This is a genomic window from Streptomyces sp. G7(2002) (assembly GCF_028870195.1).
Taxonomy (GTDB): Bacteria; Actinomycetota; Actinomycetes; order Streptomycetales; family Streptomycetaceae; genus Streptomyces; species Streptomyces nigrescens.
The window spans coordinates 3,862,329-3,875,198 of sequence record NZ_CP102609.1 but is presented as its reverse complement, the minus strand read 5'-3'; the positions used below and the strand labels follow the sequence as shown (position 1 = coordinate 3,875,198).

General features: G+C 71.5%; 10 protein-coding genes and 1 tRNA gene. 4 read left to right on the top strand and 7 right to left on the bottom strand.

Features of this window, described 5'->3' with window-relative positions:
* Window positions 1-27: 27 nt before the first annotated feature.
* The 3 genes from rox to NUT86_RS16050 all read right to left on the bottom strand — a co-directional run bounded on the left by rox (window position 28) and on the right by NUT86_RS16050 (window position 2,821).
* Window positions 28-1,455, bottom strand: coding sequence for a rifampin monooxygenase (rox, locus tag NUT86_RS16060; RefSeq protein ID WP_274740500.1), 1,428 nt, complete (start codon window positions 1,453-1,455; stop codon window positions 28-30).
* 228 nt (window positions 1,456-1,683) lie between these two features.
* Window positions 1,684-1,755: transfer RNA gene (locus NUT86_RS16055), tRNA-Cys, on the bottom strand.
* Window positions 1,756-1,957: 202 nt separating this feature from the next.
* On the bottom strand, window positions 1,958-2,821 hold the full coding sequence (locus NUT86_RS16050) for an alpha/beta fold hydrolase (protein ID WP_274735901.1): 864 nt from the start codon (window positions 2,819-2,821) through the stop codon (window positions 1,958-1,960).
* A gap of 139 nt (window positions 2,822-2,960) precedes the next feature.
* Here NUT86_RS16050 and NUT86_RS16045 point away from each other — a divergent pair, with 139 nt between their 5' ends.
* From NUT86_RS16045 to NUT86_RS16030, 4 genes are all read left to right on the top strand, one after another.
* Window positions 2,961-4,532 carry an MFS transporter gene (locus tag NUT86_RS16045; protein WP_274735899.1) on the top strand — a complete coding sequence of 524 codons (1,572 nt, stop codon included), beginning with the start codon at window positions 2,961-2,963 and terminating at the stop codon, window positions 4,530-4,532.
* Between the two features lie 672 nt (window positions 4,533-5,204).
* A complete protein-coding gene (locus tag NUT86_RS16040) occupies window positions 5,205-7,001 on the top strand; it encodes a DEAD/DEAH box helicase (protein ID WP_018091273.1) in 1,797 nt (598 codons plus the stop codon).
* Between the two features lie 410 nt (window positions 7,002-7,411).
* On the top strand, window positions 7,412-8,053 hold the full coding sequence (locus tag NUT86_RS16035; RefSeq protein ID WP_018091274.1) for an IclR family transcriptional regulator: 642 nt from the start codon (window positions 7,412-7,414) through the stop codon (window positions 8,051-8,053).
* Window positions 8,054-8,160: 107 nt separating this feature from the next.
* The gene (locus tag NUT86_RS16030) at window positions 8,161-8,940 is read left to right on the top strand and encodes a S16 family serine protease (RefSeq protein WP_159488129.1); all 780 of its coding nucleotides are present in this window, start codon (window positions 8,161-8,163) and stop codon (window positions 8,938-8,940) included.
* A gap of 105 nt (window positions 8,941-9,045) precedes the next feature.
* Here the strand turns inward: NUT86_RS16030 and NUT86_RS16025 are convergent, their stop codons facing one another.
* Genes NUT86_RS16025 through NUT86_RS16010 form a run of 4 tightly spaced genes read right to left on the bottom strand, consistent with a single transcriptional unit; the run spans window position 9,046 to window position 12,857 of the window.
* Entirely contained in the window at window positions 9,046-10,062 is a 1,017-nt protein-coding gene (locus NUT86_RS16025) for a glycine betaine ABC transporter substrate-binding protein (RefSeq protein ID WP_274735895.1), read from the bottom strand.
* Entirely contained in the window at window positions 10,059-10,946 is an 888-nt protein-coding gene (locus tag NUT86_RS16020) for an ABC transporter permease (RefSeq protein WP_159488130.1), read from the bottom strand. The genes NUT86_RS16025 and NUT86_RS16020 overlap by 4 nt, the downstream gene beginning before the upstream one ends.
* Window positions 10,943-12,217 carry a betaine/proline/choline family ABC transporter ATP-binding protein gene (locus tag NUT86_RS16015; protein WP_274735892.1) on the bottom strand — a complete coding sequence of 425 codons (1,275 nt, stop codon included), beginning with the start codon at window positions 12,215-12,217 and terminating at the stop codon, window positions 10,943-10,945. The genes NUT86_RS16020 and NUT86_RS16015 overlap by 4 nt, the downstream gene beginning before the upstream one ends.
* A complete protein-coding gene (locus NUT86_RS16010) occupies window positions 12,210-12,857 on the bottom strand; it encodes an ABC transporter permease (protein WP_159488132.1) in 648 nt (215 codons plus the stop codon). Before NUT86_RS16010 ends, NUT86_RS16015 begins: the two co-directional genes overlap by 8 nt.
* Window positions 12,858-12,870: the final 13 nt, after the last annotated feature.

Below are 12,870 nucleotides of genomic sequence, written 5' to 3'. Positions count from 1 at the left end.
CGGGGGCCCGGGGCCACGACTGCGCGCTCAGCCGGCGGCGGCGCCGAACCACTGGGGCAGACGGCCGAGCAGATCCTGCTGATCTTCACCGGCCCACGCCACGTGACCGTCCGGCCGCAGCAGCACCGCGGGCACGTCCAGTTCCTCGCTGACGTCCACGACATGGTCGACCCGGTCCTCCCAGCCCGCCACCGAGAGCCGGCCGGTCTGGTCGAGTAGCAGTCCGCGGCCGCCGTGCATCAGCTCGTAGAGGCGGCCCCGCTTCAACTCCACGTCCCGCATCCGCCGGCCGAGCAGTTCGTGGCCCTCGCCGAAGTCGTAGCGGACCCCGATCGCGGTGATCATCCCGGTCACATACCGGTTCACCTCCTCGAAGTCCATCAGCTTCGAGAACAGCTCCCGCAGCGCGGTCGCACCCGGATCGGCCCCCAGCAGCGTGATCTGCGCGCGGGTGTTGTCCAGTACGGCGGCGCCCACCGGGTGCCGTTCGGCGTGGTAGCTGTCCAGCAGGCCCTCCGGTGCCCAGCCGCTGACCGCGGCGGCCAGCTTCCAGCCGAGGTTGAACGCGTCCTGCACACCGAGGTTGAGCCCCTGCCCGCCGGTCGGCGGGTGGATGTGCGCCGCGTCGCCGGCCAGCAGCACCCGGCCGACCCGGTAGCGCTCGGCCTGCCGGGTGGCGTCGCCGAACCGGGACAGCCAGCGTGGCGAGTGCACGCCGAAGTCGGTGCCGGCGAACGCCCGCAGCTGCTGCTTGAACTCGTCGAGGGTCGGCGCGGTCGCACGGTCCTCGGCCACCCCGTCGGCGGGCACGACCACGCGGCACACCCCGTCCTCGGCGGGGCCGACGCCGAACCGCAGGTGCGTCTTGCGGACCTCCTCGACAACAGCGGCAATCGTCGACGGATCCTCGGTCACCTCCATTTCACCCAGCAGCGTCTCGACCTTGGCGGGCTCACCGGGAAAACCGACGCCGACCAGCTTGCGCACCGCACTGCGGCCGCCGTCGCACCCGACGAGATAGCGCGAGCGCAGCCGTGCCCCGTCCGCCAGCTCGACGGTCACCCCCTCCTCGTCCTGGCTCAGCCCGACCACTTCGCAGCCGCGCCGGATCTCGGTACCGAGTTCGAGCGCGCGCTCGTTGAGCAGCCGCTCGGTGAGCGGCTGCGGGGTGGCGACGCCGAACGGGTGCGCCGTGTCCAACTGATCCGGCCACGGCTTCATGATGCCGCCGAAGAGACCGCCGACCTGGAACTTCTCACTGACCGCGAGGAACCGGTCCAGCAGGCCGCGCTGGTCCATCATCTCGACGCTGCGCGCGTGCAGGCCCTGCCCACGGGACTGCGCGGTCGGCTCCGCAAGCTTCTCCAGCACGACCGCCTGCACACCCTGCAGCCGCAGCTCGCTCGCCAGCATCAACCCGGTCGGTCCACCACCGACAACGATCACATCGATCATCACAACGCCCATTTCCGCAGAATTCTTGGTCAGGCCGAGGATTCTGCGGCACGACCCGGGCCTTGCCGCAAGCCCCCCGGTGCGCTATAAGTTGAGAGTGGCAAGGAGTGGTTGACCTCCTTGCCTTTGTCTTTTGCCGGCCACATTTGTCGGCCACGTTTGTCGGCCGCCATGGAAAAAGGGCGACATCCCTGGAGGGATGCCGCCCTTTCGTTTCCTCGGAAAGAGAGGCCGTGGCGGGATTCGAACCCGCGTAACTCGCTTTGCAGGCGAGCCCCTGAACCACTCGGGCACACGGCCGGGTTGTTGCTGTTGTCCCGACTGTAGGCCGCGGGGCACCCCGCCCGGCAAGGGTGCGGGGCGGGGCGCCATGAGGCTGCAACGCGGGGAAATGCAAGGTAATGCGGGGAAACCGCGCAGCAACCGCGCAGCAACACGGGGTTCATGAAGCGCGGCCCGGTCATGGAGGGTGTCGATGGTCCGGCTCCCCGCCGAGCCGTCCTCACACCGCGTGCAGGAATTCCTCCACCACCGGTCCGAACAGCGACGGTTCGTCCACCCAGGGATAGTGGCCCACGCCGTGCAGGGGGTGCACCCGTGCGTCCGGGAATGATGCGGCCACCCATTCGCCCGCCCGCATTCCGGTCACCGCGTCCCGGTCCCCGGTCACCACCAGGACCGGGCAGGTCACCTCGTGCAGCCCGGCGAGCAGGGCCGCGCGCAGCTGCTCGTCCACGCCCTGCCAGAACCCGGCCCGCGGCACCGGCCCCAACTGCGCGCCCTCCGTGGCGGCATGGGCCCGTTGCGGCTCGTCCCACCGCCCGTAGGCGAGCGGTGCCGCGGCGAACAGCAGCTCCCGCACCTCGCTCAGATCGGCCGCCTCGGCCAGCTGCCGCAGCGCCGCCGAGGCCTGCGGCCACCACTCCTCGTGGCGGCGCGACTCGAAGATCTCCTGTGCGTCGTCGGGGAGTTCGCCCTGCAGCCGGGAGCCGGGGCAGACCAGCACCAGCCGGGTCAGCCGCTGCGGATACCCCACCGCGTACGCCTGCGCGACCGCGGCTCCCGCGTCGTGCGCCAGCAGCGCGAACCGCTCCAGGCCCAGATGCGCGCGGAGCGCCTCCAGATCCTCCGCGAGCTGCGGGAAGGCATAGCGGGACGGGTCGGCGGCGGCAGGGGAGGCGCCGGTGCCGCGGCTGTCGGGAAGGATCAGCTGCCGGTGTGCGGACAGGCCGCCGAGGTCGCCCAGATATGCGGCGTCCCGCCCGGGCCCGCCGGCCAGGCACACCAGGGGCGGCAGGGCCGAGTCGTCCGGCCCGAGCACGCGGTAGTGGAGCTCGGCATCGTCGTACGTACGGAAGTGCGGCATACGGACAGCTTGCCCGACATGTGGCGGCAAGGGCCGGGCGGAGGCGGTCCGGGCGGGCCGGCGGCGTAGGACCGACGACCGACCCGATCCCCGCCCTCCGCCAGGGGCACTGCCGCCGTACGGCCCTTACGCTGGCCCGATGACCGCTGACCGCCCCCACGACCTCGGCACCGGCACCGGCACCGGCCGCGACCTCGGCATCGGCACCGACGAGGGCGCCGACACCGCACCCGGCGCGGAGACCGCCGCCACCCCCGGCCACCCCGCCCGGTCCGCGGACGGCCACTCCGCCCGGTCCGCGGACGGCAGTGGCGGCGGGCCGGACGGCGGCATCCTCGGCCGGGCCCATCGCGCGCTCACCCTCGGCATCATCTCCGTCGTCTCGCTCGTCGCCTTCGAGGCGAGCGCCGTGAACACCGCGATGCCGGTCGCCGCCCGCGCCCTGGACGGCATCGGGCTGTACGCCTTCGGCTTCTCCGCGTTCTTCACGGCGAGTCTGTTCGCGATGGCGCTCGCGGGGGAGTGGAGCGACCGGCGCGGCCCGCTCGGGCCGCTGTTCACCGGGATCGCCGCGTTCGGGGCGGGGCTGCTGGTCGCGGGCCTCGCGCGCAGCATGGGCATGTTCATCGTGGGCCGCGGGGTGCAGGGCATCGGCGGCGGGCTGGTGGTGGTCTCGCTCTACGTGGTCGTCGGCCGCGCCTATCCCGAGCGGCTGCGCCCGTCGATCATGGCGTCGTTCTCCGCGGCCTGGGTGGTGCCGGTGATCGTCGGCCCGCTGGTCGCCGGGACCGTCACCGAACACCTCGGCTGGCGCTGGGTCTTCCTCGCCATCCCCGTCCTGATACTGCTGCCGCTCGTCGTGATGTTGCCCGCGCTGCGCACCCTGCCGCGGACCCGGCCGGGCGCGCGGGGCGGTGCGCGGCAGGTGCTGGGCAGCCGGCGCTGTCTGCTCGCGCTGGCCGTCGCCGTGGGCGCCTGCCTCCTCCAGTACGCGGGCCAGCATCCGTCCTGGCTCGCGCTGCTGCCCGCGGCCGCCGGACTGGCCCTGCTGGTGCCGGGCATTGTGCGGCTGCTGCCCCGCGGTACGTTCCGGGCGGCGCGCGGCCTGCCGTCCGTGGTGCTGATGCGCGGACTGGCCGCCGGGGCGATGGTCGCCGCCGAGAGCTTCATTCCGCTGATGCTGGTCACCCAGCGCGGACTGTCCGCCACCCTCGCCGGGCTCTCCCTCACCGGCGGCGGGCTGACCTGGGCGCTCGGTTCCTATGTGCAGAGCCGGCCGCGCCTGGAGCCGTACCGGGAGCGGCTGATGGGCCTGGGCATGGTGCTCCTGGCGGTGGCCATCGCGATGGTGCCGCTGGCCCTGATCGACGGGGTGCCGGCCGCGATCGTCGCGGTGGCCTGGACGATCGGCGGCTTCGGCATGGGCCTGAACATCTCCAGCGGTGGCGTACTGCTGCTGAAGCTGTCCCGCCCCGAGGAGGCCGGCAGCAACTCCGCGTCCCTGCAGATGTCGGACGCGCTGGGCAATGTGACGTTCGTCGGGGTCGGCGGTGTGCTCTTCGTCGCCTTCGGCGGCGCTTCGATCGCGTCCCACGGCCCCGCGGCCGCCGCGACCGGCGCGGCGAGTCATCCGGCGGCGTTCGTGGCCGTGTTCGCGACGATGGCGCTCGTCGCGCTGCTGGGCGGGGCCGTGGCGAGGCGTCTCAGTTAGCTCCCCGCGTTTTCGGCTGTCCCGCCGTGGGTGTTGCTCGCCGTTGCGGGTCCGCTGCGCGGGGCTTGGGTGCGGGTGATTCTTGCGGGTGCCTCGCCGTTGCGCCTGCGGCGGGCGGGGTCCGCTGCGCGGGGCTGTGGGTGCGGTGCCGGGCCTCCGGGGCCGGTGTGTGGGACTGCTTCGCTTTACGTCCCACACACCGGCCCCTCCGGCCCGTCCCCTCCCGGGGGAGGAGTGAGTACAGGTGAGTGGGGGCGGGCGTTCGGGTGCGGAGATGGTCCGGGTTCCGTTCGCGGGCGGGCTACGTGTGTCGGACAAGGCGCACCGGACCACCGGCAACCACCCCCACCAAGGTTTCTTCCCTCCCCCCAACGGGAGGGGACGGGCCGGAGCGGGTGGGTGTCCGGACGTAAAGCGAAGCAGTCCGGACACCCACCCGCGGAGGTCCGTCACCGCACCCCGACAGCCCCGCGCAGCGGACCGGCCCGCCGCCAGGCGCAACGGCGGGGAACCCGAAAGCATCACCCGAGCCCACGCCCCGCGCAGCGGACCCGCAACGGCGAGCAACCCCCACGGCGGGACGGCCGACAACGTGGGCCGAAGGCAAAGCGCAGCGGAACGCAGCGGTAGGGTGGCGCGGTTGCCGATCCCCGAGTCCAGCCGACGGAGACCGTGACTACCACCACCAGCGCCACCAATAACCATCACCTGTCCCCGGCCTTCCCGGGACGGGCCCCTTGGGGTACCGCGAACAAGCTGCGTGCCTGGCAGCAGGCGGCCATGGACCGCTACATCCAGACCCAGCCGAGAGACTTCCTCGCCGTCGCGACGCCGGGCGCCGGCAAGACGACCTTCGCGCTCACGCTCGCGTCGTGGCTGCTGCACCACCATGTCGTGCAGCAGGTGACGGTCGTCGCACCGACCGAGCATCTGAAGAAGCAGTGGGCGGAGGCGGCGGCCCGGATAGGTATCAAGCTCGACCCGGAGTACAGCGCGGGGCCGCTGGGCCGCGAGTACCACGGTGTGGCGATCACCTATGCCGGTGTGGGCGTCCGGCCGATGCTGCACCGCAACCGGATCGAGCAGCGCAAGACGCTGGTGATCCTCGACGAGATCCACCACGCCGGTGACTCGAAGTCGTGGGGCGAGGCGTGTCTGGAGGCGTTCGAGCCCGCCACCCGGCGGCTGGCGCTGACGGGTACGCCCTTCCGGTCCGACACCAACCCGATTCCGTTCGTGACGTACGAGGAGGGGAACGACGGCATCCGGCGTTCCTCCGCCGACTACACCTACGGCTACGGGAACGCGCTGGGCGACGGCGTCGTCCGGCCGGTCATCTTCCTCTCCTACAGCGGCAATATGCGCTGGCGGACGAAGGCGGGCGACGAGATCGCGGCCCGGCTCGGCGAGCCGATGACCAAGGACGCGGTCTCGCAGGCCTGGCGTACCGCGCTGGATCCGCGCGGCGAGTGGATGCCGAATGTGCTGCGCGCCGCCGACCAGCGGCTGAGCGAGGTCCGTAAGTCGATCCCGGACGCCGGCGCGCTGGTGATCGCTTCCGACCAGGAGCAGGCGCGGGCGTACGCCAAGCTGATCCGGGAGATCACCGGGGAGGGCGCCACCCTCGTGCTGTCCGACGACTCCGGGGCCTCCCAGCGGATCGATGACTTCTCGTACTCCCAGGACCGCTGGATGGTCGCGGTCCGGATGGTGTCCGAGGGGGTGGACGTGCCGCGGCTGGCGGTCGGGGTGTACGCCACCACGATCTCGACGCCGCTGTTCTTCGCCCAGGCCGTGGGGCGCTTCGTGCGTTCCCGTAAGCGCGGCGAGACCGCCTCCGTCTTCCTGCCCACCGTCCCGATGCTGCTCGGCTTCGCCAACGAGATGGAGGTCGAGCGCGACCACGTCCTCGACAAGCCGAAGAAGGACGGGGAGGAGGACCCGTACGCCGAATCCGAGAAGGAGATGGAGGAGGCGAACAAGGAGCAGGACGAGGACACCGGCGAGCAGGAGCAGTTCTCGTTCGAGGCGCTGGAGTCGGAGGCGGTCTTCGACCGGGTGCTCTACGACGGTGCCGAGTTCGGTATGCAGGCGCACGCGGGCAGCGAGGAGGAGCAGGACTACCTCGGCATCCCCGGGCTGCTGGAGCCCGACCAGGTGCAGATGCTGCTGCAGAAGCGGCAGGCCCGGCAGATCGCGCACAGCAAGAAGCGGCCGGACGCGGAGGCGGATCTGCTGGAGCTGCCGGCCGAGCGGCGTCCCGTGGTCACGCACAAGGAGCTGCTGGAGCTCAGGAAGCAGCTGAACACGCTGGTGGGGGCGTATGTCCATCAGAGCGGGAAGCCGCACGGTGTGATCCACACCGAGCTGCGGCGGGTGTGCGGCGGGCCGCCGAGCGCGGAGGCCACCGCCGGGCAGCTGGGTGAGCGGATCAAGAAGGTACGGGAGTGGGCGACGCGGATGCGGTGAGCCCGTCCGGGGCCTGTGGGGCGGTGTGCCGTGGGACGGTGCGCCGCCCTCGTTCTTACCCGCCCCGGCCGGGACCCTCCGCCTCGTCCGGGAGACCCTCCGCCTCGCCCGTGATCCGTCCGTCCCGTAACACCCGGATAACGCCGTAGCCCTCCTTGAAACACCACACGGAGCACAACAGGCCGCTCTGGGTGGACCTACTGGGATATTTCGGGCACGGGAGACCGGATTCTGGACGGACTCTTCCGCTGACCGAACCGGCTCGCTACTGTCCCGGTCACGCACACGCCCCGTGGCAGCGCCGCCGCGGAGCGCAGCCGGTGCCATGCGGCCGGCGGCCTCTAGCGCGCGCTGCTCCGGGACCCGCAGCGCGTCGCGCCCGATGCCGCCACTCACCCAGGAGGGGCGTCGTGACCGCAGAGACCTCCCAGACACTCGACCGAGGGCTGCGCGTCCTCAAACTTCTCGCCGACACCGATCACGGGCTGACCGTCACCGAGCTGTCCAACAAGCTCGGCGTCAACCGCACGGTCGTCTACCGCCTCCTGGCCACGCTGGAGCAGCACGCCCTGGTGCGCCGCGACATCGGCGGCCGGGCCCGGGTCGGCCTGGGCGTCCTGCGCCTGGGCCGTCAGGTGCATCCGCTGGTCAGGGAGGCCGCCCTGCCCGCGCTGCGGTCGCTCGCCGAGGACGTGGGGGCCACCGCGCATCTCACCCTCGTCGACGGCACGGAGGCGCTGGCGGTCGCCGTGGTGGAGCCGACCTGGACCGACTACCACGTGGCCTACCGGGCCGGTTTCCGTCATCCGCTGGACCGGGGAGCCGCCGGGCGGGCGATCCTCAAGGCCCGGCAGGGCCGGACCCAGGACGCCGGACTCGCCCTGACGCACGGGGAGTTGGAGGCCGGTGCGAGTGGTGCGGCGGCCCCGCTGCTCGGGGTGAGCGGCATCGAGGGGAGCGTGGGCGTGGTGATGCTCACCGACACCGTCTCCGAGCGGGTCGGACCGCGGGTGGTCGACGCGGCCCGGGAGGTGTCCGAGGCGCTGCGCTGAGGCCCTGGAGGCTGCCGAGGCCGTGGGGTGTGAAGGGGCGGTGGCCGTGTCGTGAGGCGGCGGCGCCTTGAGGCCCTGGTGAGGCGGGGGTCAATTAGGGTGGCGGGGTGTCTGCACGCACCCGCGCCCTGGCGGTCTGCACCGCCCTCGTTCTCGCCCTTCTCGTCATCGCGGTCTTCGCCCCGCTGCCGTATTCGCTCGCCTATCCGGGCATGACGGCGAATGTCCTCGGTGACGACAAGGGCAAGCCGGTGATCACCATCACCGGCGCCGAGACCCGGAAGACGAGCGGGCAGCTGCGCATGACGTCGATCGTGGCCACCGGCCCGGAGGCCGACGTCCATCTGCCGGACCTCGTCAAGGGCTGGTTCCGTACGGACGAGGCCGTGATGCCGCGGGAGGCGGTCTACCCGGTGGGCGAGAACACCGAGGAGATCGCCGAGCACAATGCGCAGCAGATGCGGAAGTCCCAGGACACGGCCACCAGCGCCGCGCTCGGGCAGCTCGGCAGGTCCACCAAGGACATCGAGGTCAAGCTGAGCCTCGCGGACGTCGGCGGGCCGAGCGCCGGGCTGATGTTCGCCCTGGGCATCGTCGACAAGCTGGACGGCGACGGCGCGGGCCATGATCTGACCGGCGGGCGCACCATCGCCGGCACCGGGACCATCACGGCCGGCGGCAAGGTCGGCGCGGTGGGCGGCGTCCCGCTGAAGACGCAGGCCGCGCGGCGGGACGGGGCCACGGTCTTCCTGGTCCCGCGCAAGGAGTGCGCGGACGCGCGGGCGGAGCTGCCGAAGGGGATGCGGCTGATCCCGGTCAGCACGCTCGACGGCGCGGTGGACGCCCTGAAGGCGTTGCGGACCGGGGACAAGGTCCCCAGCTGCTGAGGCGGCGGGCCCCCGGACCAGCGAGCCCCGGCCCGAGCGGATCCCGGCCCGGTGCACCCTGGCCAGGCGGAGCCCGGCCCGGCGCCCGGTGGCGGCCCCGGCCCCTCACGCCTCCTTGATGAATCCCTCCTGGATCAGCCAGTTCTTGGCGACCTCGTGCGGGTCCTCGCCGTCCACGTCGACCTTGCGGTTCAGCTCCTGGGCAACGGTGTTGTTGAGGGCCTTGGTGACCGGGGCCAGCACCTCGGCGATCGTCGGGTACTTCTTCAGGGCCTTGGCGTTGATCTCGGGAGCGACGTTGTAGTTGGGGAAGAAGTGCTTGTCATCGGCCAGGACGTGCAGATGCATCGCCTTGATCCGGCCGTCGGTGGTGAAGACCTCGCCGAACGCACAGGTGCCCTTCTCCGTCTCGGTGTAGACGACGCCGCCGGTCATCTTGCGGACATTGGCGGACGGCACCTTCATGCCGTACGCCCGCGCCATGCCCGGCAGACCGTCGTTGCGGGTGGCGAACTCGTTCTCCACGCACATCGTCACGGCGCCCGGCTTCCTGCGGGACAGCGCCGCGACGTCCGAGAGGTCGCGCACCGCCAGCTTCTTGAAGTTCGCGGAGTTCAGCGCCAGCGCGTAGGTGTTGTTCAGCGTCGAGGCCGGCAGCCAGACGATGCCGTTCTTCGCGTCCTCGTCGCGGACCGCCTTCCACTGCTCGTGGGGGTCGACGATCGGCTTGGTGTGGCCGAGGTAGGTGATCCAGCCGGTGCCGGTGTACTCGTACGCGGCGTCCGCCGTGCCGGACTTGACGGCCTCCCGCGCGCCGATCGACCCCTGGATGCTGGTCTTGTCGATGACCTTGGCGCCGGCCGCCTCGAAGACGATGCCCATCATCTGGCCGAGGACGATCTGCTCGGTGAACTCCTTCGAGGTCACGGTGAGCTGCGCCCCGGAGAGCGGGCGGCCCGGATAGCCCGCCTTCGGGCCCGGCCGCACGTTGTCGGTCATCGCACTGCCGCTGACCAGGCCACACCCGCCGAGGGTGAGGGCGGCGAGCAGGGCGACGGCGAGGTGGGCGGCCCGGGCGCGTCCGAAGCGGTGGTGCCCGGTCGGGTGCTGGTGCCCGCTCATGCCGTCGCCTCCAGGCCGCGCGGGCGGAGCAGTAGTTCGGCCAGCGAGGCCAGCCACTCCACCAGCAGGGCGAGCGCCACGGTCAGCACGGAACCGAGGATCAGTACGGGCATCCGCTGGGTGACGATCCCCGCCGAGATCAGGTCGCCGAGACCGCCGCCACCGCCGAAGGTCGCCAGCGTCGCGGTGCCGACGTTCAGCACCAGCGCGGTACGGACACCGGCCAGGATCAGCGGTACGGCCAGCGGCAGCTCGACCTTGGTCAGCACGCCCATCGGGGACATGCCGATGCCACGGGCCGCCTCGGTCAGCGTCGGATCGATACCGCGCAGTCCGGCGATGGTGTTGGCGAGCACCGGCAGCACGGCGTAGATGACCATGCCGACGATCGCCGACCGGGCGCCGATGCCCAGCCAGATCACCAGCAGGATCAGCAGACCCAGGGCCGGCACCGCCTGCCCGAGGTTGGCGAAGGCCATCGCGAGCGGGGTGGCCCGGCGCAGCTTGGACCGGGTCAGTGCGATGCCCAGCGGGATCGCGATGATCAGTACGAAGAAGGTGGAGATCGCGGTGAGCTGGATGTGCTGCCGCAGCGCGATCCACACCTTGCCGTTGTCCACCGCCTGGTGGGCGATGGAGTCCAGCCGGGCGCCGCGGAACCACAGCCAGGTGGCGAGCAGCGCGGCCACCAGGAAGACCGGCATGAAGGTCCACTTCTGCCAGCTGATCCGGCGCGCGGCGGACGGCGCGGGCGCGACGGGCGCCTCACCGGCCGCCTGTTCGCGCTGCGCCATCTCGACCTCGTCCTTGAAGGCCAGCGCCTCGTGATCGCTCGGGTGCCGCCCGTCCCGGCGCGGGCTGCCGTTGCCGTCGCGGGGGCTCATACCGCCCCTCCCGGACCGCCCTCGGTGCCGCCCGCGCCGGCCAGGCCCTCCTGCTCCATCTGGGTCTGGCGGGCGCGCCGCTCCTGGAGCTGGTGCTGATGCTCGATCGCTTCGAGGCGGTCCGCCTCCAGCAGCTCATGGACGTTGTTCATCAGCGTCTCCATGTCGACCACGCCGATGTACTCGCCGCGCCGGCCGGTGACCGCGACCCGGCCCGCGCTGTCGGTGAGCACCGCCTCCAGCGCGTCGCGCAGCGTCGCGTCCCGGGACACGGTGTGCTGCACCAGGGTCCCGGCCCGTGCCAGTGATTCCCTGGCCAGGGCCAGATCGCCGCGGCGCAGCCATTTGTACGGGCGGCGGTTGCGGTCCAGCAGCAGCAGTTCGTTGTGGGAGCCGGAGCGCAGCCGGTCGAAGATGGACTCCAGGGGGTCGTCGAGGCCGGCGGTGGGGAAGTCGACCACGCCCACGTCCCGTACGCGGGTCAGATTCAGCCGCTTGAGTGCCGCCCCGGCGCCCACGAAACCGGAGACGAAATCGTCCGTCGGGTTGGTGAGGATGGCTTCGGGGGTGTCGAACTGGGCGATGTGCGAGTGCTCGCGGAGCACCGCGATGCGGTCGCCGAGCTTGATGGCCTCGTCGAAGTCGTGGGTGACGAAGCAGATGGTCTTGTGGAGCTCGTGCTGGAGCCGGATCAGCTCGTCCTGGAGGTGGTCGCGGGTGATCGGGTCGACGGCGCCGAACGGCTCGTCCATCAGCAGGACGGGCGGGTCGGCGGCGAGGGCGCGGGCCACCCCGACGCGCTGCTGCTGGCCGCCGGAGAGCTGGCGCGGATAGCGGCCGTGGAATTCGCGCGGGTCCAGTCCGACCAGGTCGAGCATCTCCTCGACCCGGCCCGTCACCTTGCTCTTGGACCAGCCGATCATCTTCGGGACCAGGGCGATGTTCTGGGCGACCGTCATGTGCGGGAAGAGGCCGGACGCCTGGATGGCGTAGCCCACCTTGCGGCGCAGCTTGACGGGATCCATGTCGGTGACGTCCTCGTCGCCGATCCGGATCCGCCCGTGGGTCGGCTCGATCAGCCGGTTGATCATCTTCAGACAGGTGGACTTGCCGCAGCCCGAGGGGCCCACGAAGATCACGATCTCGCCGGCCTTGACCTCCAGGTTGACGTTGTCCACCGCGGGGCTGGGGTTCCCCGGATAGATCTTCGTCAGGTTCTCCAGATGGATCCTGGCCCCGGAGGCCGGTTCGGTCTCTGTCGTCTCAGGCACGGATCCCCCTGGAGATGGTCAGCCGTCCGATCAGGACGTATGCGGCGTCGAAGAGAAGAGCGAGGATGGCGATCCCGAGGGTGCCGGAGAGCACCTGGTTGAGGGAGTTGGCGCTGCCCAGCGAGGCGATCCCGCGGAAGATCTCGTTGCCCAGGCCGGGTCCGGAGGCGAAGGCGGCGATGGCGGCGATGCCCATCAGCATCTGGGTGGCGACCCGGATGCCGGTGAGGATGGGCGGCCAGGCCAGCGGCAGTTCGACGCGGACGAGCTGGGCGGTGCGCGACATCCCGATGCCCCGGGCCGCGTCGATCAGATCCGGGTCCACCCCGCGCAGCCCGACGATGGCGTTGCGGACCACCGGCAGCAGCCCGTACAGGGTCAGGGCGATCACCGTCGGGGGGACGCCGAGGCCGACGATCGGGATCAGCAGACCGATCAGGGCCAGGGAGGGGATGGTCAGGATGGTGGCGGTGGAGGTGGTGGCGAGATTGCCCGCCCACACGCTGCGATAGGTCACCACGGCGATGAGGACCCCCAGCAAGGTGGCGAGCACCATGCACTGGAAGACCGCGCTGGCGTGCTGATACGTATCCGTCAGCAGCTGGGCGTGCCGGGTGCCGACGTACTCCCAGAAGCTCACTCGGTCTCCTCGG

Excerpts from the sequence above, each read along its gene's own strand:
- rox (WP_274740500.1), bottom strand. The coding sequence starts at position 1,455 with ATGATCGATGTGATCGTTGTCGGTGGTGGACCGACCGGGTTGATGCTG.
- NUT86_RS16050 (WP_274735901.1), bottom strand. The coding sequence starts at position 2,821 with ATGCCGCACTTCCGTACGTACGACGATGCCGAGCTCCACTACCGCGTG.
- NUT86_RS16045 (WP_274735899.1), top strand. The coding sequence starts at position 2,961 with ATGACCGCTGACCGCCCCCACGACCTCGGCACCGGCACCGGCACCGGC.
- NUT86_RS16025 (WP_274735895.1), bottom strand. The coding sequence starts at position 10,062 with ATGAGCGGGCACCAGCACCCGACCGGGCACCACCGCTTCGGACGCGCC.
- NUT86_RS16020 (WP_159488130.1), bottom strand. The coding sequence starts at position 10,946 with ATGAGCCCCCGCGACGGCAACGGCAGCCCGCGCCGGGACGGGCGGCAC.